General features: G+C 34.9%; 26 protein-coding genes. 8 read left to right on the top strand and 18 right to left on the bottom strand.

The annotated features are described in order from the left end of the window. Positions 1-32: 32 nt before the first annotated feature. Positions 33-854, top strand: a complete 822-nt coding sequence (gene cysE / locus EHE21_RS00240; protein ID WP_088494105.1) for a serine O-acetyltransferase — start codon at positions 33-35, stop codon at positions 852-854. Continuing rightward, positions 854-1,411, top strand: coding sequence for a serine acetyltransferase (locus EHE21_RS00245; RefSeq protein WP_194951566.1), 558 nt, complete (start codon positions 854-856; stop codon positions 1,409-1,411). Before cysE ends, EHE21_RS00245 begins: the two co-directional genes overlap by 1 nt. 157 nt (positions 1,412-1,568) lie before the next feature. On the opposite strand, the gene EHE21_RS00250 is transcribed toward EHE21_RS00245, so the two are convergent. The 9 genes from EHE21_RS00250 to EHE21_RS00290 are packed head-to-tail and all read right to left on the bottom strand — an operon-like array spanning position 1,569 to position 10,339. Continuing rightward, complete coding sequence (locus EHE21_RS00250) at positions 1,569-2,519, bottom strand: glycosyltransferase (protein ID WP_194951567.1); 951 nt, start codon at positions 2,517-2,519, stop codon at positions 1,569-1,571. Positions 2,520-2,524: 5 nt separating this feature from the next. Then, a complete protein-coding gene (locus EHE21_RS00255; protein WP_194951568.1) occupies positions 2,525-3,622 on the bottom strand; it encodes a glycosyltransferase in 1,098 nt (365 codons plus the stop codon). Continuing rightward, positions 3,619-4,845 carry an oligosaccharide flippase family protein gene (locus EHE21_RS00260; RefSeq protein ID WP_194951569.1) on the bottom strand — a complete coding sequence of 409 codons (1,227 nt, stop codon included), beginning with the start codon at positions 4,843-4,845 and terminating at the stop codon, positions 3,619-3,621. The genes EHE21_RS00255 and EHE21_RS00260 overlap by 4 nt, the downstream gene beginning before the upstream one ends. A 7-nt stretch (positions 4,846-4,852) precedes the next feature. Further along, complete coding sequence (locus EHE21_RS00265) at positions 4,853-5,317, bottom strand: acyltransferase (protein WP_201161569.1); 465 nt, start codon at positions 5,315-5,317, stop codon at positions 4,853-4,855. Positions 5,318-5,322: 5 nt separating this feature from the next. Continuing rightward, positions 5,323-5,823 (bottom strand): tRNA (uridine(34)/cytosine(34)/5-carboxymethylaminomethyluridine(34)-2'-O)-methyltransferase TrmL, encoded by a 501-nt coding sequence (gene trmL, locus EHE21_RS00270; RefSeq protein WP_194951571.1) that lies wholly within the window; start codon positions 5,821-5,823, stop codon positions 5,323-5,325. Positions 5,824-5,826: 3 nt separating this feature from the next. Beyond that, positions 5,827-6,837, bottom strand: a complete 1,011-nt coding sequence (locus tag EHE21_RS00275) for an NAD-dependent epimerase (protein WP_194951572.1) — start codon at positions 6,835-6,837, stop codon at positions 5,827-5,829. Positions 6,838-6,862: 25 nt separating this feature from the next. Continuing rightward, complete coding sequence (locus EHE21_RS00280) at positions 6,863-8,029, bottom strand: nucleotide sugar dehydrogenase (protein WP_194951573.1); 1,167 nt, start codon at positions 8,027-8,029, stop codon at positions 6,863-6,865. A gap of 8 nt (positions 8,030-8,037) precedes the next feature. Next, a complete protein-coding gene (locus EHE21_RS00285) occupies positions 8,038-9,174 on the bottom strand; it encodes a glycosyltransferase family 4 protein (RefSeq protein ID WP_194952564.1) in 1,137 nt (378 codons plus the stop codon). Then, complete coding sequence (locus EHE21_RS00290) at positions 9,167-10,339, bottom strand: hypothetical protein (RefSeq protein WP_194951574.1); 1,173 nt, start codon at positions 10,337-10,339, stop codon at positions 9,167-9,169. The genes EHE21_RS00285 and EHE21_RS00290 overlap by 8 nt, the downstream gene beginning before the upstream one ends. A 605-nt stretch (positions 10,340-10,944) precedes the next feature. Here EHE21_RS00290 and EHE21_RS00295 point away from each other — a divergent pair. Continuing rightward, on the top strand, positions 10,945-11,934 hold the full coding sequence (locus EHE21_RS00295; RefSeq protein ID WP_194951575.1) for a glycosyltransferase family 2 protein: 990 nt from the start codon (positions 10,945-10,947) through the stop codon (positions 11,932-11,934). Here the strand turns inward: EHE21_RS00295 and EHE21_RS00300 are convergent. From EHE21_RS00300 to cpxR, 3 genes are all read right to left on the bottom strand, one after another. After that, positions 11,931-12,833: an ATP-grasp fold amidoligase family protein gene (locus tag EHE21_RS00300; protein WP_194951576.1), complete on the bottom strand. Its 903-nt coding sequence runs from the start codon at positions 12,831-12,833 to the stop codon at positions 11,931-11,933. The genes EHE21_RS00295 and EHE21_RS00300 overlap by 4 nt on opposite strands. A 66-nt stretch (positions 12,834-12,899) precedes the next feature. Then, complete coding sequence (gene cpxA / locus EHE21_RS00305; RefSeq protein ID WP_166539325.1) at positions 12,900-14,267, bottom strand: envelope stress sensor histidine kinase CpxA; 1,368 nt, start codon at positions 14,265-14,267, stop codon at positions 12,900-12,902. Positions 14,268-14,279: 12 nt separating this feature from the next. Next, on the bottom strand, positions 14,280-14,978 hold the full coding sequence (gene cpxR, locus EHE21_RS00310; protein ID WP_023583423.1) for an envelope stress response regulator transcription factor CpxR: 699 nt from the start codon (positions 14,976-14,978) through the stop codon (positions 14,280-14,282). 186 nt (positions 14,979-15,164) lie between these two features. Between cpxR and cpxP the strand changes: the two genes are divergently transcribed. Beyond that, complete coding sequence (cpxP, locus tag EHE21_RS00315; protein ID WP_228766719.1) at positions 15,165-15,716, top strand: cell-envelope stress modulator CpxP; 552 nt, start codon at positions 15,165-15,167, stop codon at positions 15,714-15,716. A 143-nt stretch (positions 15,717-15,859) separates the two neighbouring features. Here cpxP and fabG read toward each other — a convergent pair whose 3' ends face one another. Continuing rightward, the gene (fabG, locus tag EHE21_RS00320) at positions 15,860-16,615 is read right to left on the bottom strand and encodes a 3-oxoacyl-ACP reductase FabG (RefSeq protein WP_109409900.1); all 756 of its coding nucleotides are present in this window, start codon (positions 16,613-16,615) and stop codon (positions 15,860-15,862) included. A 534-nt stretch (positions 16,616-17,149) separates the two neighbouring features. Here fabG and pfkA point away from each other — a divergent pair. Both pfkA and EHE21_RS00330 read left to right on the top strand, forming a co-directional pair. Next, complete coding sequence (pfkA, locus tag EHE21_RS00325) at positions 17,150-18,127, top strand: 6-phosphofructokinase (RefSeq protein WP_075673000.1); 978 nt, start codon at positions 17,150-17,152, stop codon at positions 18,125-18,127. Positions 18,128-18,390: 263 nt separating this feature from the next. Continuing rightward, positions 18,391-19,392: a sulfate ABC transporter substrate-binding protein gene (locus tag EHE21_RS00330; protein ID WP_194951577.1), complete on the top strand. Its 1,002-nt coding sequence runs from the start codon at positions 18,391-18,393 to the stop codon at positions 19,390-19,392. Between the two features lie 105 nt (positions 19,393-19,497). Here the strand turns inward: EHE21_RS00330 and tpiA are convergent, their stop codons facing one another. Further along, positions 19,498-20,268 carry a triose-phosphate isomerase gene (gene tpiA / locus EHE21_RS00335; protein WP_069366847.1) on the bottom strand — a complete coding sequence of 257 codons (771 nt, stop codon included), beginning with the start codon at positions 20,266-20,268 and terminating at the stop codon, positions 19,498-19,500. Positions 20,269-20,374: 106 nt separating this feature from the next. Next, positions 20,375-21,010 (bottom strand): DUF1454 family protein, encoded by a 636-nt coding sequence (locus EHE21_RS00340; RefSeq protein ID WP_194951578.1) that lies wholly within the window; start codon positions 21,008-21,010, stop codon positions 20,375-20,377. A gap of 97 nt (positions 21,011-21,107) precedes the next feature. Between EHE21_RS00340 and EHE21_RS00345 the strand changes: the two genes are divergently transcribed. Then, positions 21,108-21,539 carry a DUF805 domain-containing protein gene (locus tag EHE21_RS00345; RefSeq protein WP_194951579.1) on the top strand — a complete coding sequence of 144 codons (432 nt, stop codon included), beginning with the start codon at positions 21,108-21,110 and terminating at the stop codon, positions 21,537-21,539. Between the two features lie 65 nt (positions 21,540-21,604). Here the strand turns inward: EHE21_RS00345 and fpr are convergent, their stop codons facing one another. Then, positions 21,605-22,351, bottom strand: a complete 747-nt coding sequence (gene fpr / locus EHE21_RS00350) for a ferredoxin--NADP(+) reductase (RefSeq protein ID WP_194951580.1) — start codon at positions 22,349-22,351, stop codon at positions 21,605-21,607. 337 nt (positions 22,352-22,688) lie between these two features. Between fpr and emrD the strand changes: the two genes are divergently transcribed. Then, positions 22,689-23,873: a multidrug efflux MFS transporter EmrD gene (gene emrD / locus EHE21_RS00355; RefSeq protein WP_098941448.1), complete on the top strand. Its 1,185-nt coding sequence runs from the start codon at positions 22,689-22,691 to the stop codon at positions 23,871-23,873. A 102-nt stretch (positions 23,874-23,975) separates the two neighbouring features. Here the strand turns inward: emrD and glpK are convergent, their stop codons facing one another. Then, positions 23,976-25,508 carry a glycerol kinase GlpK gene (gene glpK / locus EHE21_RS00360; protein WP_194951581.1) on the bottom strand — a complete coding sequence of 511 codons (1,533 nt, stop codon included), beginning with the start codon at positions 25,506-25,508 and terminating at the stop codon, positions 23,976-23,978. A gap of 42 nt (positions 25,509-25,550) precedes the next feature. Further along, positions 25,551-26,366 (bottom strand): MIP/aquaporin family protein, encoded by an 816-nt coding sequence (locus EHE21_RS00365; RefSeq protein WP_194951582.1) that lies wholly within the window; start codon positions 26,364-26,366, stop codon positions 25,551-25,553. Positions 26,367-26,531: the final 165 nt, after the last annotated feature.

The raw sequence follows: 26,531 nt of genomic DNA on the forward strand, positions 1-26,531 counted from the left end.
TAGGCTTCAATGTAAAAAGAATGAGAGTGAGTATGTCGCTAGAAGAACTAAAAAGAGTCTGGGATCATATTAAAGATGAAGCAAGATGTTTGGCAGATTGCGAGCCAATTTTGGCGAGTTTCTTCCATGCGACATTACTCAAGCATGAAAATTTAGGTAGTGCCTTAAGCTATATGCTGGCGAACAAGCTGGCGACTCAAACTATGCCTGCGATTGCTGTTCGTGAGATTGTTGAAGAAGCATATCGTAGTGATAATTCTATGATTGAATCAGCCGCTTATGATATTTCAGCCGTTCGTTTACGCGATCCCGCTGTTGATAAGTACTCCACACCTCTGCTTTATCTAAAAGGTTTTCATGCCTTACAAGCTTATCGCATAGCGCATTGGCTATGGGGGCAAGATCGTAAAGCTCTCGCTATTTACCTACAAAACCAGATTTCTGTGACTTTTGGGGTTGATATTCATCCAGCCGCTCGCATTGGTCATGGCATTATGCTTGATCACGCAACAGGTATTGTGATTGGTGAAACCGCTATTGTTGAGAATGACGTTTCTATTCTACAATCCGTCACTTTAGGGGGTACAGGTAAAACCTGTGGCGATCGTCACCCTAAAGTGCGCGAAGGTGTAATGATTGGCGCAGGTGCTAAAATACTCGGCAATATTGAGATTGGTCGCGGTGCCAAAATTGGTGCTGGCTCTGTGGTATTACATGAAGTACCTGCACATACCACTGTTGCGGGAGTTCCTGCTCGTATTGTTGGTAAACCCACTAGTGATAAGCCTTCACTCGATATGGATCAACACTTTAATGGTGTGGTGCCTGGTTTTGAGTGTGGTGATGGTATTTAATGGTTTTAACTGAAGTTACACTTTCTGAACTTAAGGCTTGTTTACACGCTGAATATATCGGTGATAACAAGCCTTTTAGTTGGATAAGACTTTTTCATCGCGTTTTTTTCTGCCAACGTTCACGTTATCTATTTTGGTGGCGTGTCGCCCAATTTTTTTATTTCTCTGAAAACCGTTTTCTCAAAAAACTTGGCATTCGTATTGGTGCTAAAAATAATCGTAAGTATTGCAACGATATTTCACTAAGAACTCGCATAGGTAAAGGACTTTCATTACCTCATCCCATAGGGATCGTACTGACTAATTACTGCCAGTTAGGTGAGAATGTGACGTTAATGCAAGGTGTGACCATCGGAGTAAAAGAGAAGGATGGTAAAGCAGATATTCGAGTTGGCAACCACGTTTATATTGGTTGTAACTCATCGATTATTGGTGGTGAGATAGAGATAGGTGATAATGCAGTGATTGGTGCTCACGCATTGGTATTAAAGGATGTGGGAGAAGGGTGCAGGTATATCACCAAAGTCGTTGCTGAAATCAGACAACCATCAGAGTAATAAGTTAGATTTTTAGTTGTTTGAAATTAAAAAAGCGCTAGTCATTATTTATGATCAGCGCTTTTTACATTTCAGTCTCTTAGTAATGCACCAGGATAACCAAGTTGACGCCATGCTTCAAAAACTACAACAGTAGTTATAAAAAACTAATAAATATTTATATAAAATAATTTTTTATTTTAAAATAACTCATTCTTAAAATATGTTTTGTTTGGTATGGAGAAAGAAATGTTGAACATAATAAAAGTAGGTATTTACTAGGATTTACATTATTCATCCTAAGTGCTTTTACTAGTAATAGTTGACTTTTAAAATGTAATTCATTTATGATTTTATTCACCTTTATATAATCTAACATTCTTTGTTCATTGTAATTATCTATACCATATTTTTTTCTAATTTTATTCATTTTTATTATGTGATATTGGCATTTTCTTTGTCTTAACGAATTTTTAAAAGATAAAGATTGCGTATTTATTCTATACATTACTAATGGTTTTTCAATATTTGAAATTGTATAATTTTTAGCAATAAGCCTCGAAATAAAATCAAAATCTTGTGAATTGGGGTAATTTCGATATCCTTGCATTTTTTCAAAAATATCTCTCGACATGAACCATGTGGGGTGATAACAAACAGACTTATAACCTAAGGTACTTTTTAGTTTTAAAAAATCATTTGACAAACAGGAGGTAGATATAAATTTACCATGTTCATCAATTCTATTTATGCCTGTACCAATTAATGCAAAAGAATTAGATTTATAATATCTTAGTTGTACATTTAAGCGTTCTGGATCGGCAATATCATCAGCATCTAGCCGAGCAATAAAATTACCATCGCTATGTTCAAATGCTTTGTTTAGTGAACTTGCTAACCCAAGATTTATGCTATTTTCTACAATTATTATTTCAATGTTTTTTATTTCTAGATTATTAATTATATTTTTATAATGTTCACATTTATTAGGGTTATCGATAACAATAACTAATTGAATTTCAAATTTACTATATGTATTTTGAGTGATTATTGAATTAATAGATAGTATAATCCATTCATCTATCTCATTATATATGGAAAGTAATACAGATATTTTATCGGTTTTCATATTTTCTAAATTAACTCAATATACTTTTTGACAATGTGATTTATATTATATTGCTTTGTTTCTTTTGTTAAATAATTAGGTTCTATTACCTTAGTATTTGTTTCCTGTAATGATAATATAAATCCTTTTTCATCATTTATGTTAAACAATATACCAAATTGATTAGATGTAATACTTCCTGATATAATTTCATTATCTATTTTTAATATCTCTCTTGGGCCAGTTCTACAATCTGAACTAATAACAGGTACACCAAGATAGAGAGATTCAATTAATACATTTGGAAAACCTTCTGATATAGATGTAAGTACTGTATATTTTGCATGTTTTATATAAGGGTAAGGGTTTTCTTTATTTCCTAGGAACTTTATGTTTTTACTCTTATATTTTTCTTTATAATCTTCATACAGAGCTCCATCTCCAATTAATAATAATTTGTAATTGGTTTTTTTAAATGTGTCTAATAAGAAAGAAATATTTTTAACAGGGTGAAATCTTCCTACAAATATGAAGTATTCACCAGAAGAAAATGGATTGTCATCTACAATTACTCTAGATAATTCAAGAATATTATCTAAATTATAACAATTGGGGATAACAAAGTTGTTTTTTTCACCGACAATAGGTAAATAATCATTTAACATTCTCTGAGTAAGAAATACTTTTTTAGTGGCGTGTTTAAATATATTCTTTATTATAAATACATTTATTTTTGATTTTAAACTTTTATTAGAATATTTTAAAATTGAGCCATGTGTAACAACTATACTTTTATGTTTTTTAAATAGTGATAGGAATATATTAATATAGTTTGCTCTAAACAAGTGACTAATAATTGTATTTATTTTTTCTTTTCTAAGGATAAAAAATAAATGAATAGCTGCTGAGAAATTATTTATTATTTTTCCAATAAAAGGGGCTTTAATGTTTATAGGGTTTTTTATTAATATTATATCTTCATGTAAAGCATAGCTGATATTGTTTTCTATTATATAGAAATATACTTTATAATTATTTTCTTTTAGTCCATTGGCTAAGTTACAAGCTATTCTCTCACCACCACCATTAGAAAGAGAGTTTGATAAAATTAAAATATTTTTCATGAAATATTATTTTTACCTTTTAAATATAATATTGAGATAAATAAGAATAGTTGACCTAATAAAATAGAAAAAACAAAGTTGTATTGAGAATGATTGAAGTTTTCAATTGATAACATAAATGATATTGTTAATATCCCACTTAGTAAAGAAAATGGGCTTATATACTTTGATCTTTTCATTATAACTAACATATGTACTAAAAAAGAGTTTGCTAAGCTAAAAAATATAATTAGTAAATAAAAGGATAGTATCAGTGATAGTTCTTCAGAGTATTTAATGTTTAATATATGAAAAATATATTGGTCTAATATTGCATAGGTTAACATGCCTAAAATTTGAACAAATATGAAAAATAATAAGATAACATTTATAAATTTATAAAAATTATTTTTATTATTTAAATAAAAATAATTCATTTTGGGAAAAGTAACATCGATGACTGGTGTTAATATAGATACTGAGGCTGATACAATACGTTGTGCTACACCAATAAAACCAACAAACTCAATACCATATATTGATTTTGCTATAATTAGTGCTACGGGATTTATAGCGCCCGTAATCAGCCTCATTGATGTGAGATGCCAACCTTCTTTCAATAAGAACTTACTTTTTGTTGATAGATTAAAGTATTTTTTGTTTTTTATTTTATTTATAGGTAGTCTCTTTATAATATAACAATTAGAGTATATAAATAAAATTATATTAGGTAGTATTAAAAAAAGAAGGTATTCTTCTATGTTTGTATCATAATTAACAAATAGAAAAACATAAATAATATATATTATTTTAGAAAATAAAGATATAACGACTAAATTTATTAATTTATATGTGGCTTGAAAATACCATTTACATTGAAGTATTGAAGTGGAAAACCATACAAATAATATGAGCATTTGTAAGTAAGTCAGTTCAATAATGAATTTCAATAAGATCAAAAAAATAAATATTAATATACAGAATAGAATCTTTATTTTTTGTATTTCTATATATAACAATGTTTTTTCAAAGATGGAAATTTCAGATGAGAATTCCCTTGTTGCATTAGCATTATATCCCCATTCGCCAATAAGAATTATATACGCTGAAATAGCTTGAAGCAAAGCTATAATGCCATAGTTAGATATACCAAGATACTTTATAACTATAGGAATCGCAATTAAGGGAATTAGTAATTCGATTGCTTTAATGAATTGTAGATAAAAAACATTTTTAATAATCATTCTTAAATTATTTAAATAGTCTTATGCATTTAGCTGGGGCTCCTACATAAACACCAGGTTTTTCAATATTGCGAGTTACAATAGAGCCAGCCCCTACAATAACATTTTCACATATAGATACACCAGCGAGTATGATGGCACCAGCACCTATTTGTACATTATCTGAAATTATAATTTCTTTATCTATATGTTCAGTAGTAATTCCATTATCATTAATCAACAATCCCGTTGAAATTAATTTTGAGCCAGCTGAGAGTGTCACTTTATTGCCGAGAGTAATACCCCCTTTGGCATTAATATATACATGATCATTAATATTTATTCTCCCTTTGATAGATAATTTCTTTATATTTTTAATAGTAAAAAAACCAAAATATATAACATTTTTGTTGTAAATTAATTCATTGTAAAAAATGAAGACATAAATTTTTACTATAAGAGAACTTAGTTTTTTTAGGAAAAATGTTTTCATAAAAATTATTTCAATAATGCACCTGGGTAGCCTAGTTGACGCCATGCTTCAAAAACTACAACAGCCACAGTATTCGATAGGTTCATACTACGGCTATCAGCAAGCATTGGAACTCTGATTTTCTGCTGTGTTGGCATATTGTCTAATACATAAGGCGGTAAACCACGAGTTTCAGGTCCAAAAAGGAGATAATCTCCATCTTGATAGCTCACATTGCTATGTGCTGGTGTACCTTTTGTCGTTAACGCAAATACACGTGCACCCGTTGGTGATTGTGCATTATCAGGGTTTAAACCTTCACTTTCTAAAAAAGCATAGTAATCGTGATGCTGTTTAATATCAGCAAACTCACGATAATCAAGCCCTGCACGACGTAGACGTTTATCATCCCAAGTAAAACCCAATGGCTGGATTAGATGAAGATGAAAGCCTGTGTTAGCACACAGGCGGATAATATTACCCGTATTGGGTGGAATTTCGGGTTCAAATAAGACGATATTGAGCATGGTTTATTTAACTTGATAATAGCTTTTATACCAATCAACGAACTGTTTTACACCTTCATCTACACTTGTTTGAGGTTTATAGCCAGTTGCTTTAAATAAATCCTCAGTATCTGCCCATGTGGTGTAAACATCACCAGGTTGCATTGGTAACATGTTTTTATCTGCAGTTTTTCCTAAGTGAGTTTCTAATGCACTAATGTAATCCATTAAATTAACTGGAGAACCATTACCAATATTATAAACCTTATAAGGTGCAGAACTGTTAGCCGGAGTTCCTATACTTACTTTCCAATCTTGTTGTGGCGTCGGTATTACATTTGCAATACGAGCAACACCTTCCACGATATCTTCAACATAAGTAAAGTCACGTTTCATTTGGCCATTATTATAAATATCAATTGGCTCATTGTTGATAATGGCTTTAGTAAATTTAAATAATGCCATATCAGGACGACCCCAAGGACCATAAACGGTAAAAAAGCGTAATCCAGTTGTTGGTATACCATATAAATGAGAATAGCTATGAGCCATTAATTCATTAGCTTTTTTCGTTGCCGCATATAAAGAAACAGGGTGATTAGCTTGATCATGAGGTGAAAATGGCAATTCATCATTTAAGCCATAAACAGAACTAGAAGAAGCATAAACAAGATGCTTAATATTATTGTGACGACAACCTTCTAAGATTGTCAGAAAGCCAGTTAAATTGCTATCAGCGTAAGAAAATGGGTTAATTAGTGAATATCTAACCCCAGCTTGTGCAGCTAAATGAATAACTTTATCAAATTTCTCAGTTGCAAATAGATGAGCCATTTTCTCTCTATCTGCTAAATCAATAAGAGAAAATGAGAAATTGTGTAGTTTATTCAGAATGTTAAGCCTAGATTCTTTTAAGGAGACATCATAATAATCATTGAGATTATCTATACCAACAACAGTTTCACCTTGTTGGATTAGTTTTTTTATTAGATGAAAACCAATAAATCCTGCAGCGCCAGTGACTAAATATTTCATTACGTAATTAACCCGTATTTATTAATTAATCGTTACCAAATAGGTCTCGAGTATAAACTTTTTCTTCAACGTCGTTTAGCACTGATGACATTCTATTGGTAATAATAACATCAGAGATTGATTTAAATTCATTTAAATCACGAACTAATTTTGAATTAAAGAAGGTTTCTTCTTGCATTTCAGGCTCATAAATCACCACTTCAATACCTTTGGCCTTAATACGTTTCATAATGCCTTGGATAGAAGAAGAGCGGAAATTATCAGAACCAGACTTCATAATTAAACGGTAAACACCTACAATTTTTGGTGTTCTAGCGATAATTGAGTCGGCAATAAAATCTTTACGAGTGCGGTTAGCTTCAACGATGGCACTAATAATATTATTAGGAACAGAGTCGTAGTTTGCTAACAGTTGTTTGGTGTCTTTTGGTAGACAGTAACCACCATAACCAAACGATGGATTATTATAATGGTTGCCGATACGAGGATCTAAACAGACGCCTTCAATGATTTGTTTTGCATTTAAGCCATAAGCTTGAGCATAGCTATCTAACTCATTAAAGTAAGCAACACGCAGTGCTAAATAAGTATTAGCAAATAATTTAATGGCTTCTGCTTCTGTGGAGTCAGTGAACAGAACATCAATATCTTTTTTCAGTGCACCTTGCTGTAGTAGGTCAGCAAATTTTTGTGCTCTTTCTGATTGTTCACCAATAACAATACGAGATGGGTAAAGATTATCGTAAAGTGCTCGACCTTCACGTAAGAATTCAGGAGAGAAAATAATATTATCTGTATTATATTTCTCTCTCATTTCTTTGGTAAAACCAACAGGAATGGTTGATTTAATAATCATTGTCGTATTTGGATTATATTCTAAAACATCACGAATAACAGACTCTACTGATGAGGTGTTAAAATAGTTTGTTTTAGGATCGTAATCGGTAGGTGTTGCAATGATAACGAAATCAGCATCTTTATAAGCGAATTCTTTATCTAAGGTTGCAGTAAAATCGAGCTTTTTGGTTGCTAAAAACTCTTCGATTTCTTTATCTGTAATTGGAGAGATTTTTTTGTTAAGTAATTCAACTTTTTCTTTATTGATATCTAACGCAACAACTGTGTTGTTTTGGGAAAGAAGTACCCCATTAGATAGACCGACATAGCCGGTTCCTGAGATTGTGATTTTCATTTTTTATCCTAATCTTGAAAAATTTCTTTTAAAGCATCTAGATATTTATTAATAACAATTTTTTCATCAAATTCAGTTTCAATTTTTTTTCTACTATTTTCACCCATTTTTAATTTATTTTCATAGGGTAACTTAATAAAGGTATCTATTGCATCAACTAAACTTGATACTGATTTAGGTTGGCATAAGTATCCGTTAAATCCATGAGTAACAGTTTCTCGACAACCAACATTATCAGTAGTAATTATTGGTTTCCCCATTGCGCCTGCTTCTAACAATGTTTTTGGTACACCTTCTCGATAAAAAGAAGGTAATACTATACAGTCAGCTTTAGCTATTTCTTGCTCCACAGTATCCGAGGTACCTAAATAATTAATAATACCTTCAGAAACCCAGTTATTCATTTGCTCATGAGTAATAGCTGATGGGTTATTAACACCAACGAAACCTAAAAGACAAAATTCAACCTTGTTGTCATACTTTTTTTTCAAGATACGAGCTGCATCAATATAAAAAGTAATCCCTTTCTCATATAACATTCTTGCAATTAAAATAAATCTTAATTTCTCTTTATTTTCAGATAATGAAAGAGTAAAACGCGATAAGTCCACACCAGAACCTGGTAGTCTATCTATTTGTGATTTCTTCACATAATTTCTTTCCAAAAATAGAGTTAAGTCGTCATTATTTTGGAAAAATATTTTGTTAGCGTATTTTTGGCTATAACGATATAGATTGCGTGCAAGCTTAGAACTGATATTATCATTTATAAAAAGAGTTCCTAATCCTGCAATATTATTTATGACTTTTATTTTATTTAACTTTGCAGCTAAAGTTCCATAAATATTATTTTTAGGTGTAAAATTAAGTATTACATCAAATTTAAATTGATTACATATTTTATAGAAAGAAATTAATGTATAGAGGTCAATAAAAGGATTCTTACTAGCTGAATCAATTTTTATATTGATATGTTTTGCACCTAAATTAACTAATTTTTCTGAGTAATCATCAAATGGTGATATTGTATACACATCAAAACCAGTGTTAATTAATGAAATAATGGTATTTTTTCTAAAGTTATATAAATACCAGCTAGTGTTTGATGTTATTGCGATCGTTCTAATAGTTTTTTTATTATTCATGATTTTCATTTTTTGACGCTTTGTATACAAGTAAGGAAGTAAAAATTATTATAATAAAATCACCTACAGTTCTTGATAGTAAATAAGGCCCTTTAAAGTTATAAAAAATAAAACATGATGTTATTGAAAGAATAAAAAACATATTTTTCTTATTCTTTGATATATTTTTAAATATTGATGTAAATAAATAAAAATAAAAAAATAAAGTAATTGAAAATAGAGTCATTCCACCTTTAAATATCGCTTGAACATATCCTACATCTGAGAATTCTTGAGGGTCTAAGGCATTTCCAAAAGAAAAAGTTAGTAAATCATTAGGCAGTTTATAATGGTTTTTTATTAAATCATTAGTACTATGATCACCTTTTTGTTCTATTAGAAATTCAAATACAACTTTAAATTTGTTAAATATAGCTATCGTGTAATTATTACTATAAATGATAAATAAGGAAGTTGATATTATAAATATAATTATTAGATAGAAAAAATGTCTTTTATTTAAAGATAAGATAACAAATGGAAGTATTAAAATATTGAATAGAAGCGCTGTTCTGGCAGTAATTAATGATGTAATAAAAAATAATATATATATATATATATATATGAATTTTTTATTGTTTCTATATATATAGATTGAAAATATTGCTCCCATATTGGAAATAAAACCAGCAACGGGATATCCCGTAAAATACCCAGGTTTTCTAACAGTATTTATCATTTCTAAAGGAAATTGAGGATTATATAAATAATCAATAATTCCAAAATTAAGGTGAAGAATGAATTGGATAAATATTAAAATAGTATTAATAAGGAGTATATATAATATTATTTTAATAAATTTATCAAAATTTAATTTGTAATGCAATATGGTTATATATAATGAAAATATGATGATTATATTTCTAATTGGAATCAGAACTACATTGGATGTAAATACTCCATTTACTGTGCTTGTTATAATAACATATGATTGAATCAATAATAGAATTATAGTAGCGAATATTATTTCTTTTTTTATATTTATTTTTTTTGTAATAAATAAATATAATGAAAGTGGAGCTAATAAAAAAACAGTAAAATCCAATACTCCTATTTTAGGGAAATAAATTAAAGATAGGATAATAAGAAATATAAAAATGCTATTCTTTTTCTGTGTTTTTTCCATAATGTAGATATATTTCTCATAATGTAATATAAATTGATAACTAATTTTATAACTATAAAGAATATTATATTGCTATTATAACAAAGCTACCGCACTGGGTTTACGGCCCCCAGAGCGCCAAAGTTTATCTCGAAAAGCTCTTATCTTTTTGTAAAATAAGAGTTTTATTATATAAGCATACTTTAACAGTATGCGAAAAACCGCACTGAGAGTAGACTCTTCGAACCAGACGGTCAAGTAATAGCTGGGTATTTTAGCATTGATTGAAGATATATAAATACTGGAATAACGGTCGATTCAGCCAGATCATTCTGAATTACATCAACAAACGTTAACAAAAAGAATATGCCACCTATTCTTCAATAGATGGCAGTATGTTTTGATACAACAGTTTAATTACTCTATTGGATTGTACGTACTTTATGTTTGTTTCCAATGGTTAAATTTTTGTTCGTGATCCATGATATCGGTTATTATTTACTCTATTGTGTTATTCTCAGGCCACTGTAAGAACTTCTTCAGAATTCCAATCACGGCGGTATTCACTAATCTCATTCCTTCCTTTATAGTAATCGTTTATAAGAGTAAGAAACTTTAAGTGTAAAATGAAAAATACCTATAAAATCAGCGTGTTGATGTCAGTATATAATGATTCAATACATTTGAATGAAGCTATAGATTCTATTTTAAATCAGACTTTTAAAGATTTTGAATTTATCATCATTAATGATGGTTCTACTGATTTATCTATTGATATTTTAAAAGGATATGAAGAAAAAGATAGTCGAGTAAAAGTGTATACTAATGTATCTAATATCGGGTTAGCTAAATCTTTGAATAGAGGTTTTTTACTTGCTTCTGGTGACTATATTGCTCGAATGGATGCTGATGATTACTCATATCCAACTCGCCTTCAAAAGCAGTTTGAGTTCATGGAAAACCATAAAAATATTATGGTCTGTGGTACATCAATGGAAATCTATGAATACGACAAAAAATTCATGATTCTTCCAATAAAGCATAATGCAATAGCCGCTGGATTAATTTTTGGAACTAATTTTTATCATCCAACAGTCATGTTTAGATCTGATTTTATTAAAAAAAATAAAATTATGTATCCAGAAGATTATAAATATGCTCAAGATTATGGGTTATGGATAAATTTATTAAAGCTAAATCAGGAAAATATTTTTTCCAATCTAGAAGAAGCGTTATTAAAATATAGAATTCATCCAGATAGAAATAGAAAGAACTATTTTAGTATACAAACCTCATTTGCTATAAAAGCACAAATTAATGCATTAGATATGTTTAATATTGAGGTGGATGAGGATGTATTATATAACTTGAACTTTTCAACTGAAAATCTAAGTTTAGATAATATAAAAAAATGTAATGCAGTTTTGGATAAGATTAAAACTAAAAATAAAGAACTCCGACCTTATTTTTACAAAAACCTTGAAGTTGCTATTGTGCGAAAAAAAGTATCACTATTTCGGCGTTGTGAGAAAAAAAGCCTTTTTTATCCTTATATGAAAGTCAAAGCAAGGCTTATTTACTTAATGAATAGAAGAATGATTAAGGCTCTAAACTAAGGGGTAACCCTTAGTTTTAGGTAGTTTCCAAATATTAGATCAACGTTTTTAGTTTCTTCGTTATTTAATTCTTTATCCATCCCTGCCGATGGAATAAAGGTAAGTTCACCAAAATGGATCACTCCACTATTTAAATATAGATCGACCCTAACAAAAGGAAATGGTTTGGATAATTTTTCAGCATATTCAAAGAGTTTTTGATAGTTTTGTGGTTTATCTAAAACAGTAGATACTTCACTATTTTTATAATCAATGCCATAAGGTAATAATTCCCATTCTTTGTTAACAAAATAGAATTTAGGGTGTTGTGATTCCCTTTCAGTGCAGATCATGACAAACAAAGGTTCACCATGAAAACAGAATAATTTGTAATCATATGGAAGTTCATTATTTTTTGTTTCTATGAATTTTTCACAAATTATTTTTTTAGAGATATCCTTATAAACAAATTCAACAGCTAATCGCCAATAGTCTTCATTTAGCCAAGTTGTTAATGTTTGCCTAATGTTATCTGGGGATATCTTATCTTTATCTCTGCAAATGATATTATAACCTGCACCATGATTGCATTTTAGTACAAATTTATTAGGCAACTCAGAGAAGTTAATATCGTCAGGTTGATCCCATACTTGATGGATTTCATTAAGTATTTCTTCGCAACCACAATCTTTAACATATTCTCGAGCAGCGTATTTATCTGCACATTTTGTAACTAATGGGTTATTTTTATATAAATTTAACTTTAGGTACTGTAATTTCTCATTAAATGTTTGTGGAAAATCTAAATTTAAAGTTTTCCTCATTCGTTCTTTATATATTGATTTAGTTACTAATTCTGGAAAAGTATCACAATATTTATAACGTAATTTATTTCTTAAAATTTTCAGGTATTTGTTCATAAAGGTAATAAAATATAATTTAGCAAAAATCGTATTTTAAGGCTAAAAATCACTTTTAGATAGATTTTACTTTGTTTTTGGCAACCAAATCTCAACCCTCAACCCACCTAATGGGCTATCATCGGCTTTAACATGGCCTCTATGCTGACTTACTGCCGTCTCGACAATAGCTAATCCCAAGCCAGTACCACCTGATTCGCGATCTCTTGCTTCATCAGTACGGTAGAACGGTCTGAAGATATGCTCTCTATCTTCAGGACTAACACCTGGGCCATCATCATCAACAATAATAGTGATACCTTGGTTTTGTTCAGTAAAGGCAACCTCAATGCGAGAATTTGAATAACGTAGGGCATTACGAACAATATTTTCAAATGCGCTAGCAAGTGAATATGGATTGCAGTAGATAGGCCATGCTCCCGGAGGTGTTGTCACTTGTAGCGTCTTATTACTCTGTTCAGCCTCAAATTTAGCGTTATCTAAAATATCATCCCACAGTTCGTTGGCTTTTACTGTTTCACGTAATAACTCGTTTTTATGCTGGTTGCGTGAAAGAACCAGTAAATCATTGATCATGCCATCAAGGCGTTGAGTCTCAGTTTCAATGCGTTCTAGTTCTTTACTTTCTCCACTACGACGACGTAACAATGCGCTTGCTAATTGTAAGCGTGTTAATGGTGTTCGTAACTCGTGTGAAATATCAGAAATTAAACGTTGTTGTGCCTCAACCATGCGTTCGAGTGCGCTTATCATCTGATTAAAACTAGTACCAGCAGCTAAAAACTCTTGTGGGCCAGTCTCTAATTCAGGGTGAGGGCGTAGGTTGCCTTTAGCAACATCATCTGCCGCATTTTTAAGCTGTCTTGCAGGTTTTGCTAAACTCCAAGAAAGCCATACTAATAATGGTGTGCTGATAAGCATGGTGAATATCAGTAGCAATAACGGCTTATCAAATAATAAGTTGATAAAGTCAGATTGAGGGCTACTTGAAGGGCGCACGAGATAAAGTTGGTAATGATCTTCACCATCCCTTACAGAAAATGGTCCTAACATCTCAGAACGACCATATTTTTTCTTTTTAGGGTGATCGGCGTTATCAGATTGACCAATAAAGTTTCTGACAACCTGCATCTCATTACGTTGAGCACCAATGATACGGCCTTCACTCGTAACAATAATTAAGCGCTGACCAGGTGGAGCCCATTTATCAATGGCACGAATTAATCGACGCCACCAAAGGAGATCGTTAGCGGGATCTTGAGCTAATTCAGCTTCGATATGTTGTTCTAGCATAACGCCTTGACGGTATTCACTCTCTAAAAGAGGGGTAAGCTGGCGCGAGTCCAGCTTTGGAACCATCATTACTAGCACAAGAACTAATGCTAGCGTCAGCCAGAATATTGCGAAAATGCGCGCTGACAGACTATTTATCATAAAGAATATTTATCAAGTTATTGAAACCATCAGATAACCGCGGCCACGTAAAGTTTTAAACCAAGGTTGTCCATCTGTTCTTTCTGGTAATTTACGGCGTAAATTAGAAATATGCATATCAATCGCTCTATCAAAAGGTGTTAAGCGCTTGCCAAGCACTTCTTGACTTAGATGTTCGCGTGATACGACTTGCCCTAAGTGCTGAGCAAGTAGATAAAGCAAAGTAAACTCAGTTCCCGTTAACTCTAGCGGTTCATTATCAAAACTTGCTTCTTGTCGGCCAGGATTAAGTTGTAATTTATCGACCTGTAATGTTGGAGATGTATTGCTGTCAGTCTGTTTTTGTTCGCTCCAGTTAGAACGACGCAAAATAGCTCTGATACGAGCAACCAGCTCTCTATCATTAAAAGGTTTTGGTAAATAGTCATCAGCACCTAGCTCTAAGCCAAGCACTCGGTCAAGATCACTGCCTCTTGCCGTTAACATAATGACAGGGGTCTGGAAATTTTGGCGTAACTCTTTGAGTGTCTCAATCCCGTTTTTACGTGGCATCATAATATCCAGTAATAACAGGTCGATAGACGCATCCAAAAGTTTAAGTGCTTGTTCGCCATCAGAGGCGATTACAACATTAAAGCCTTCCATTTCAAGCAGTTCTTTCAATAGCGATGTTAATTCGCGATCGTCATCCACTAATAAGATTTTATGCATTCGTCAATTCCTCCAAGAGAAAAATACGATAATAAATAGCGCGAATCTATGACTTTACGTTCTTTTACACGCTCTGACGCTAGTTTGCAGCCGCAACGGTATAGTAATCCACATAGCAAAGAATTACACATATTTAGGTAGCATTAATTAGGTCGGTATGAAATTACCGAATTAGGAGTGAAAGCAATGCGTAAAGTAGCAGTAGTTGCATTAGCATCAATGTTTTTGGCAGCTCCGACGGTAGTGTTAGCCGAAACCGCCAACACCAATCCGCCTACTGAGCAACGATATAATGGCAATTATCACTGTGATTATGGCTATGGTATGCATGGTGACCGTGATTATCGAGGTCATCGCGGACAACGCGGCCATATGATGAACAACGGTGGACATATGATGGATCGCGGTTATGCCGAATCACGTATGTTTAACGGTATCACATTAACTGAGCAACAACGTACTCAAATGCGCGATTTAATGCGCCAGCATCATCAAGACAGATATAACGGTGTATACCGTCAACGTCATGAGAATATGCACAAATTAGTGACAGCACCTCAATTTGATGAAGCTGCAGTAAGAGCACAGATGCAAGATATGGACAAACAAGCAATTGAACGCCATGTAGAAATGGCAAAAGTCCATAATCAGATGTATCAGTTGTTAACCCCAGAACAGAAAGCGCAGTTGGAAAAGAATTACCAACAGCAAATGTCAGATTTTGACACACGTAACTAATTAGTAAGTAGTTGAGTAAGAGTGTAGTAAAGATGTACCTAGTTAGAGAGTAAGTAGCAACAACGAAGTTTTTTCCTTGCCATAGACACCATCCCTGTCTTTTGCAGCCCCTCTGGAGAGGGGCTTTTTTTTATCCAAAAAACCTACAACAGCGCCTCTGGCGATTCAGGTAAAATCTGTCCGCCATCGACGATAATTGTTTGACCTGTAATATATTTTGCTTCATTTGACGCAAAGAATGCGGCGGCGTAGCCGATATCTTCTGGCTCACCTAATGTGTGGGTTGGGATAGAAGCCTTCATCTGATTTAAATAGGCTTCGCCTTGGGCTTGTAAACCCTCGGTGAGAATATTTCCCGGCATTACAGCATTGATGGTAATGCCATGGCGTGCGTATTCAAGAGCTGCGCTGCGCATAAAACCTAATTGTCCTGCTTTGCTTGCACCATAATGGCTCCAGCCCGGATAGCCAGTAATAGCACCTGTAATGGAAGAGGTAATGATCACTCGACCTTGTTTTTGTTTCTCCATTACACGAAGTGCGGCTTTTACTAAAAAGAACATGCCTTTTAAGTTGACGGTATGCATTTTATCCCAGTCAGCTTCTGTCATCTCTTTAATCGTTGCCTGAGGGAAAATACCAGTATTGGAACAAAGAATATCGAGCTTGCCATACTCTTTTACGACATCATCGACGACTTTTTCACAGGCAGATTGCTGAGTGACATCAAGATGCATAAAACCTACATCTAATTCATCTTTTGTTTTATTACCCGCTACATCATCAATATCCGCAATAATCACTTTCGCACCACTGTTTTTTAGTGCGATAACGATACCTTTGCCAATACCCTTTGCACCACCTGAAACTAAAGCGATTTTACCCGTTAAATCAAACATAAAACCTCCTATAAAGTGTGAGTTCTACTGTATCAGTCTAGGCTAAAAAGCGGAGAATGAACCAAAGAACTTAGCCATAAGTCACAAATGTACCTTAGATGATTTTTTTCTTTAAAAGGATGACTCATCAAAATAGGAAGGTAAACGGTAGATAAAACAGCGTTTAAGAGAAAAACTGAATATTTATCAAAATATGCCGATGCTATTTTTTAGCATAAATAGCGTTTTTTTGAGATGAATGCAAAAAGGCAGTAAAGTGTCTGTATAAAAAGTGTTAACTTATTAGTGAAACACATTTGAGATAGACTAGTATAATCTTTATACAGGCTATCTGATTAGTTTAATGCGCATCAAGTTTATGAAAAAAAATGTACGATAATGATGAACTGGTAAAAAATATGCGTACAATAGTATTGTTGAATCAATTCAGCATTTGCGATATCGGTATATAACACCAGACAAGCCGGTATTGAGATAAAAAAGTTATTCCAACAATTTTGCAATAATTACATCGAATAAGAATCAGAGGTAATCATGGTCAATGGGATCAAAAGAATTGGGGTTTTAACAAGTGGTGGTGATGCACCAGGTATGAATGCCGCGATCCGTGGTGTTGTTCGTGCCGCACTAAGTGAAGGTTTAGAGGTTTATGGGATTATGGATGGCTATATGGGGCTATACGAAAATCGCATGAAAAAACTCGACCGTTTTAGCGTGTCAGACATGATCAACCGTGGCGGTACATTCCTTGGCTCTGCTCGTTTCCCTGAATTCCGTGAAGACAATGTGCGTGCTGTTGCCATCGAAAACATGAAACAAAATGAGCTTGATGCCTTAGTGGTTATTGGTGGTGATGGTTCTTATCTAGGTGCAAAAAAATTAACGGAAGCAGGTTTTCCATGTATCGGCTTACCGGGCACAATCGATAATGACGTTGCTGGTACTGACTACACCATCGGTTATTTCACTGCATTAGAAACTGCTGTTGAAGCTATTGACCGTTTACGTGATACCTCAACTTCTCACAAACGTATTTCTATCGTAGAAGTGATGGGACGTTACTGTGGTGACTTAACACTGTCTGCGGCAATTGCTGGGGGCTGTGAATTTGTTGTTCTGCCTGAGTCCGAATTACCATTTAACCGTGATGAACTGCTGGCAGAAATCAAAGCAGGTATTGAACGTGGTAAACGTCATGCAATCGTCGCAATTACAGAACACGTTTGTGATGTGCATGAATTAGCACGTTTTATTGAAGCTGAAACTAAACATGAAACACGTGCAACGGTATTAGGCCATATCCAACGTGGTGGTTCTCCAGTTGCTTACGATCGTATTCTTGCTTCTCGTATGGGTGCTTACTCTGTACAACTGCTATTAGAAGGCTATGGCGGTCGTTGTGTCGGTATTCAAAACGAAAAACTGGTTCACCATGATATTATTGACGCGGTTATGAATATGAAACGTGTCTTTAAAGCTGACTGGTATGAAACAGCGAAAAAACTGTATTAATTAATAGATTTTTCGCAATACCCGAGCCTTTCTGAGTTCTATCCTTATTCGTGAACTGCTCTGATACATTCTGCTTGTGTCAGAGTAGCTTCTCGAGTGAAAACATTTCACTTAACGATCTCTATCCTCCTTTATTTCTTCTTATTCCCCTTATATTGATAGTTATATTCCTGTTGTGTATATCCATCGGCTTTTTGTTATTTCATCGTTATAAAACTTTCTGTCAGCCTAGTTAAATACTTAACGATAGGGGATGGATAGATATGTTTAAACAATGGGGCTTATTATCGGCAGCTTTAGTGACATTACTTTTTTCTAATATTTTATGGGCTAAAGATATTCAACTATTAAATGTCTCTTACGATCCAACGAGAGAACTTTATCAGCAGTATAACCAAGCATTTAGTCAGTATTGGGAGCAAAAAACGGGAGATAAAGTCACTATCCGCCAATCACATGGTGGATCAGGAAAGCAGGCAACATCAGTTATCAACGGTATTGAGGCAGATGTTGTCACATTAGCCCTTGCCTATGATATAGATGCAATCGCGCAAAGAGGAAGTATCGATAAACAATGGATAACACGATTACCTGATAATTCAGCGCCTTATACTTCAACAATCGTTTTTCTGGTGAGAAAAGGAAATCCTAAGCAAATCGTTGATTGGGATTCATTAATTAAGCCGGGGGTTTCAATTATTACTCCTAATCCTAAAACATCAGGAGGTGCAAGATGGAATTACCTTGCGGCGTGGGGCTATGGATTAAAAGCCAATCATCAAGATAGTGAAAAAGCTAAAGCCTTCGTTAAAGCACTTTATCAGCAAGTCGAAGTATTAGATTCAGGTGCGAGAGGAGCAACAAATACATTTGTTGAGCGAGGTATTGGTGATGTATTGATTGCATGGGAAAACGAGGCGTTATTAGCGATTAATGAATTAGGTGCAGATAAATTTGAGATAGTTACACCATCAATATCTATTCTTGCAGAGCCTACGGTGTCGGTAGTCGATAAGGTTGTTGATAAACGAGGAACGCGAGAAATTGCCACGGCGTACTTAGACTATCTTTACTCACCAGAAGGGCAAGAGATCGCAGCAAAAAACTATTATCGCCCTAGAGATAAAGTAATAGCAGAGAAATACCAAAACAGTTTTCCAAAACTAGAACTATTTACACTGAATGAAGTTTTTGGTGATTGGCAATCCGCACAGAAAATACATTTTGCGACAGGCGGTATCTTTGATGAAATTAGTCGTCGTTGATAATTAAAGGTGAGAGAAACAAAAAAATCACCTTCTGTTTTATATCCAGTAAGGTGATTTTCTCTATTTTTTATCGATTAACCGCATAGGTCAGAAAGATAAAAATTATTTTTTCGCTTTAGCTTGTGCTGCTGCTTTAACGATAACGGCAAATGCGTCAGCTTTCAGTGAAGCACCACCCACTAATGCACCATCAATGTCTGGTTGACCAAATAGTTCTGCTGCATTTTTATCGTTAACAGAGCCACCGTATTGAATGATAACTTGTTCAGCGATAGCGGCATCTTTCTTCGCGATATGATCACGAATAAATTTATGAACAGCTTGAGCCTGTGCTGGAGTTGCTGATTTACCTGTACCGATAGCCCAGATTGGCTCATAAGCGATAACGGCATCTTTAAATGCTGCTGCGCCATGTGCATTTAATACAGCATCGATTTGGCGAGCACAGACTTCTTGAGTTTTGCCAGCTTCGTTTTCTGCTTCAGTTTCACCAATACATAATACTGGTGTTAAACCTAACTCTTTTAACACGCCGAATTTTTGAGCGATAAACTCGTCAGATTCTTTATGATAAGTACGACGCTCAGAGTGACCAATGATAACGTATTTAACATCAACGTTTTTCAGCATTTCTGCTGAAGTTTCACCAGTGAAAGCACCTGATAAGTTAACACCTGTATCTTGAGCACCTAATGCAATACGGCTTCCACCAATTTCATGGCGTGCTTGGCATAGGTAAACTGCTGGTGGTGCGATAGCAACATCACAACCAGCAACACCGCTAACTTCTTTACGTAATGCAGCAATTAATTCATGAACCATATGAATGCTGCCGTTGAGTTTCCAGTTACCCATGACTAATGGATGGCGCATAACTTTTCCTCCAACCGAGTGGTTTAAATTTAGTTTGCTAATAAACACGAATTCTGTTGATGCACAACAGTATAGAGAACAATGAATAGAATAGCTTTGTTTTTTATCACGGAATAGCTGAAACGATCTTGCTGTTTAAAGAAAGCTTAATCGGTTCAATGGCGAAGGTTGTTAATTGGTCACCTTCATGGACAATAATATAGCGAATTGCACCCACATCATGGCTAATGTAATCAGAAGTTTGATTTTTAAATGCGAATAAATTGAGAGCCTCTTGAATTTGCTCTGAGGTTATTGATGAGTCAAATTGAGCAACCAAAGTAATAATGTATTGCGTTGTGATCTCACGATTTATCTTTTCTAGTTCAGGTGAATCAGGGGAGTGGATCAGCGTTAGTTGTAAACTTTTTATTTTTTCGCTACCGCGCTCTAGTATTGCAGATGAATAGAGATAAGGCGTGATGCGTGTTGCTGCTCTGACAAGTGGGATCGCAATATCGTGATTGGTGATAATTTTATATTCATTAAGCGATAACAACGGATTTTGTTGATTAAATTTTGCTCTTAGCTCTGGAATAGTTATCTCAAAAACAGGTGCATCTTGTTTAAGATAAGCAATGTCATCCTTTGAAGGCTGTTTTTGTGCGACAGACATCTCTGTTGCAAAAACAGAAGTTGGCAAACAAAGAGCAATGCTTATGATTATCAGGTATAACGTAGAAAGTGTGTTTGCTTTTATCATCTGTCCTCCGCTTGTCTGTGCTGTTATTGGCTAGTCTGTATTATTTGATACTAAATGGACAGTGTAATTCACAAATTAAGTAAATTATTGAGAATTTATGACATTACAACATTGGGCATTTTCATTCAAAGGACGAATTGGGCGTCGTGACTTTTGGGCTGGTTTGGGTGCTTGCTTTGCACTGTTTTTAGGCCTCTTTATTATTAATGATGTGATTTATCCATTACCTACTACTGTAATATGGATAGTATTCCTTTTTATTCTTTATCCGCTATGTGCAATTTTTACAAAAAGACTTCATGACAGAAATAAAAGAGGGATATGGCTTTTATTACTCCTACTTGCCGTGATGTTAGGGTTAGCCGATACCAGTAGTTTAGAACCATTTTGGCAATGGGCGATTGGACGCTTTCTTCCTTCTTTTATTGGGATGATCATGTTGCTTGATTGCGGTGTATTTGTCGGTAATGACGGCGAAAACTACTTTGGTAAACAAGCAGAACAAGTGAACTATCGTCGTTGGCGTTAATTCATATTATTCAAATCAAATGAATAAGGGTGAGATAAATAGACTCACCCTTATTTTTTGCATTATTACCAATATTGCTCACTGGTGATATGTCCGGGTTTGCGCCGTAAGTGCTTACGCATTTCCCGTTGTTCTTTTAATAATTGTTGAGTGTCTCTGACCATTTGAGGATTACCACATAACATAATATGGCTTTCTTCTGGGCTGATGGTTAAGCCAACCGTTTTTTCTAAAGCGCCACTTTCAATGAGTGCAGGGATACGTCCTGTTAATGAGCCAATATGATTTTCACGGCTGACAATGGTTTGAATACGTAATTTACCTTGATAACGTTCAACGAGTTTTTCCATCAAAGGTAAATAGCTTAAGTCATTGGCGTATCGAACAGCATGAACAAGAACGATATTTTCAAATCGCTCAAGATCGTGTCCTAATTGCAAAATAGATAGAAAAGGTCCAATGGCGGTTCCCGTCGAAAGCATCCAAAGTGTATTTACTGTGGGAACCTCTTCTAATACAAAAAAGCCGCTGGCTTGTTCAGTCACCAATACTTCATCACCGACTTCTAGTGCGCTTAATTTAGAACTTAATTTTCCATCAGGAACAGTCACTAGATAGAACTCTAAATTGGGATCATCTGGTGCGTTTACATAAGAGTAGGCTCGTTGTACTCGCTCACCATCAATATCTAGCGCTAATTTTGCAAATTGCCCGGCTGTAAACTTATCAATAGGAGCATTGACGACGAGACTCATTAACGCATCAGTCCAGTGATGAACTTGAGTAACTTTTCCATTCACCCAATTAGCCATAGAGATTATCTCCTTTTGATAAACATGCTTATGTTGCTTATTTATTCTAAATAGGAAGCGGCTTTTTATTTATCAAGATGGTGTGGTGATGTGATTAATCTAAGATTTTGTCAATAAATGACACAATATGTACATTTATATTGACAACTATGGTGTATTTCTCTGACATTAATCTTTATACAAAAATTGCTGGCTATCTCGCAAATTTCTCCAAATTTGTTAACTTAGTCTCATTCTGAAAAGGTATGCATTTTGCGGAGTTTATTTTTATAAATTCTCTGTAGTGTGCGCCTGTCCGTTAATTTATTTATCTGAAATTCTTGAGCAAAGAAAAGAAATGAGAAAGTTAGAACATGCAAATTTATTATTATTGATAATTGCACTGGTTGCTGTGGGTCAAATGACTCAAACTATTTATGTTCCTGTTATTGCTGATATGGCCGTTTACTTTGGTGAACCCACTGGAGCGGTACAGCAAGTAATGGGTGCCTATCTTTTTTCTTATGGTTTTTCACAGCTAATTTATGGACCTATTTCCGACAAAGTCGGGCGTCGTCCTGTTATTTTAGTCGGAATGACGATCTTTTGTTTATCAACGCTGGTGGCAATTTTCTCGCAAAATTTAACCACACTGGTAATTGCAAGTACCTTACAAGGAATGGGAACAGGTGTTGCTGGTGTTATGACACGTACTCAACCTCGTGATTTATATACAGGAACGGCATTACGTTACGCCAATAGCTTATTAAATATGGGTGTCTTAGTTAGCCCATTATTAGCGCCGATGATTGGTGGTGTTGTTGCTCACTTTTTTGGCTGGCATGCGTGTTATATCTTCTTATTATTATTGGGAAGTAGCGTTCTTTTTTGTATGTATCGTTGGATGCCAGAAACGCGCCCAGTACAAGTTGAAAAACGTAAAATGCTGTCATCATTTTACTTACTGCTTTCAAATAGTACCTTTAGTGCATTTTTGATTATGCTGATTTGTGCATTATCCGGTATTGCTGTTTTTGAAGCATCAAGTGGTGTATTAATGGGCGGAGTATTAGGATTAAATAGTATTACTATCAGTATATTATTTATTTTACCGATCCCTGCGGCATTCTTTGGGGCTTGGTATGCAGGTCGTGAAGGTAAAACCTTTGTACAGCTGATGTGGCACTCCGTTTTTTGTTGTTTATCTGCGGGTATTTTAATGTGGATCCCTGGTTGGCTAAATATTATTAATATCTGGACATTACTGGTACCAGCAGCGCTGTTTTTCTTTGGTGCAGGTATGTTATTCCCATTAGCAACAACAGGTGCGATGGAGCCATTCCCTTATTTAGCGGGCTCAGCAGGTGCATTGGTGGGTGGTTTACAAAATGTGGGTTCAGGTGTAGCAACATGGTTTTCAGCTTTATTACCACAGCATAACCAATTTAGCTTAGGTATGATTATGTTTGGTATGTCAGTGGCTATTATACTTTGTTGGCTTCCTTTGGCTCATCGTTTTAGCCATGAAGAGCATACGATTTAGTAGACTGATGCAATCAGTTAAATAAAAAATGCCGAGATAAAAAATCTCGGCATTTGGGTTTTGTAGCCTAGGCTACTTCTCTCTCAAACTGTTTTACTGCAATTAACCGCGATCTTCCCACTCTTGAGCGCGAGCAACCGCTTTTTTCCAGCCGTTATAGCGATAGTTACGCTCAGTAGTTTCGATGCCAGGGCGGAATTCTTTATCAATCGCCGCTTTGTTTTTAACTTCTTCTAAATCATTCCAGAAACCGATAGCAAGACCTGCAAGGAATGCGGCACCTAATGCGGTACTTTCGCGAACAACAGGGCGTTCTACATGAGTACCTAAAATATCGGATTGGAACTGCATTAAGAAGTTGTTAGCAACAGCGCCACCATCAACACGCAGTGATTGTAAACGCGCACCTGAATCGGCTTGCATTGCATCGAGCACATCACGTGTTTGATAAGCGATAGATTCTAAAGTTGCACGAATAATGTGATTACGGTTAGCACCACGGGTTAAACCAAAAATAGCACCACGCGCATACGGGTCCCAATATGGCGCGCCTAAACCTGTAAATGCAGGAACAACATAGACACCATTAGTATCGTTAACTTTCGTTGCGAAGTATTCAGAGTCAGTGGCTTCATCAATCAGTTTTAGCTCATCACGTAGCCATTGAATAGAAGCTCCACCAACGAATACTGCACCTTCTAGAGCATAGTTCACTTCACCACGAGGACCGCAACAGATTGTTGTTAACAAACCATGATTAGAGCGAACCGCTTCTTTACCTGTATTCATCAGTAAGAAGCAACCTGTACCATAGGTATTTTTCGCCATACCGCTTTGTACACAAAGTTGACCATAGAGTGCAGCTTGTTGGTCACCCGCCATACCCGCGATAGGAATACGTGTACCACCTTTACCACCAATGTTTGTTTGGCCATAAACTTCGGAAGATGGCACCACTTTTGGTAGCATATTGCGAGGAATATCCAGCAGATCGAGGATTTTTTGATCCCAATCTAAAGAGTGGATATTGAATAACATGGTACGAGATGCGTTAGTAAAGTCAGTAACGTGAACGCGACCTTGTGTCATTTTCCAAACTAACCAAGTATCAACAGTACCGAATAATAACTCACCTTTTTCTGCTTTTTCACGAGCACCTTCGACGTTGTCGAGGATCCATTTTAATTTTGTACCAGAGAAATAAGGGTCAACCATCAAACCGGTATTTTGACGAATATATTCTTCAACACCTTCTTTATCTTTTAAGCGAGTACAGAAATCCGCAGTACGACGACATTGCCATACAATCGCGTTATAAACAGGTTTACCGGTTTCTTTATCCCATACAATAGTCGTTTCACGTTGGTTTGTGATACCAATACCTGCAACGTGGTCAGATGGAATATCTGCTTTTGCTAATACTTCAACTAAGGTTGCACTTTGTGTTGCCCAAATTTCCATTGGATCGTGTTCAACCCAGCCTGGCTTAGGATAAATTTGGGTGAATTCACGTTGTGAAATACTGACGATATTTGCATCGTGGTCAATGACTACGGCACGTGAACTGGTTGTGCCCTGATCCAGCGCAACAATGTATTTTTTCTCGGTATTCGATGTATTTGTTTCTGTTGTCATGTTAGTAACCTGTTCTGATAATCAACAATATTGCTCTTAATTTTATTTATCGTCTTCGATTTTGCAGGTATCGCAAGGTAAGTGACGGCCAATTAATTTACGGTAAGCCAATGCACCTAAGATACCACCGATAAATGGAGCAATCATTGGAACTAAGAAATAAGGGATATCACGTCCACCAGTCAGCGCAATATCACCCCAGCCAGCAAAGTACGCAACCAGTTTTGGACCAAAGTCACGAGCTGGGTTTAAGGCGAATCCGGTTAGTGGACCAAATGCACCACCGATTACGGCAATTAAGATACCAATTAATAACGGAGCTAATGGGCCTTTAGGTACACCGTTACCATCATCAGTTAAGGCTAAAATTAAGCCAACAAGGATAACGGCAATGATAACTTCGACAACAAAGGCATGTGCAACGGAAATTTGAGCTGCGGGATAAGTAGAGAATACACCGGCAGTGAAGAGACTTTCTTGTGAGCCCCTGACAATGCCATTAACTTGTTCGTAGTCGATAAAAATATTGTAGTACATAAAGTACACAATGGCTGCGGCAAAGAAGCCACCTAACATTTGTGCAATAATATAAGGAACAACTTTTCTGCGTTCAAAGCAAGCAAATAGCCAAAACGCAACGGTAACGGCAGGGTTCAGGTGTGCACCAGAGGTGCCGGCGGTAAGATAAACGGCTAAGGCAACACCCAGCCCCCAGATAATACTTATCTCCCACAATCCTAGTTGAGCACCTGCAATACGTACCGCAGCAACACAACCAAGACCAAAGAAGACTAGCAACGCAGTTCCGATAAATTCAGAAATGCATTGACCCATAAGAGAGGTTTTCGTCTGGCTCATATATTCTATCCTGAAAGAGGGTTATTTATTGTTAGTATTCTTTTCGAATTGAAAAGATAACTGTGAATTTATCGTTAATGAGCGTAAACGAGAATAAGCGAAATTGAAATTTGTGTGTCTCATCAAGAAAATGAGTGAAAACGCTCTTAATTAGTGACTTGATCG

It is taken from the genome of Proteus sp. GOKU, from assembly GCF_015475555.1.
Classification (GTDB): domain Bacteria; phylum Pseudomonadota; class Gammaproteobacteria; order Enterobacterales; family Enterobacteriaceae; genus Proteus; species Proteus mirabilis_B.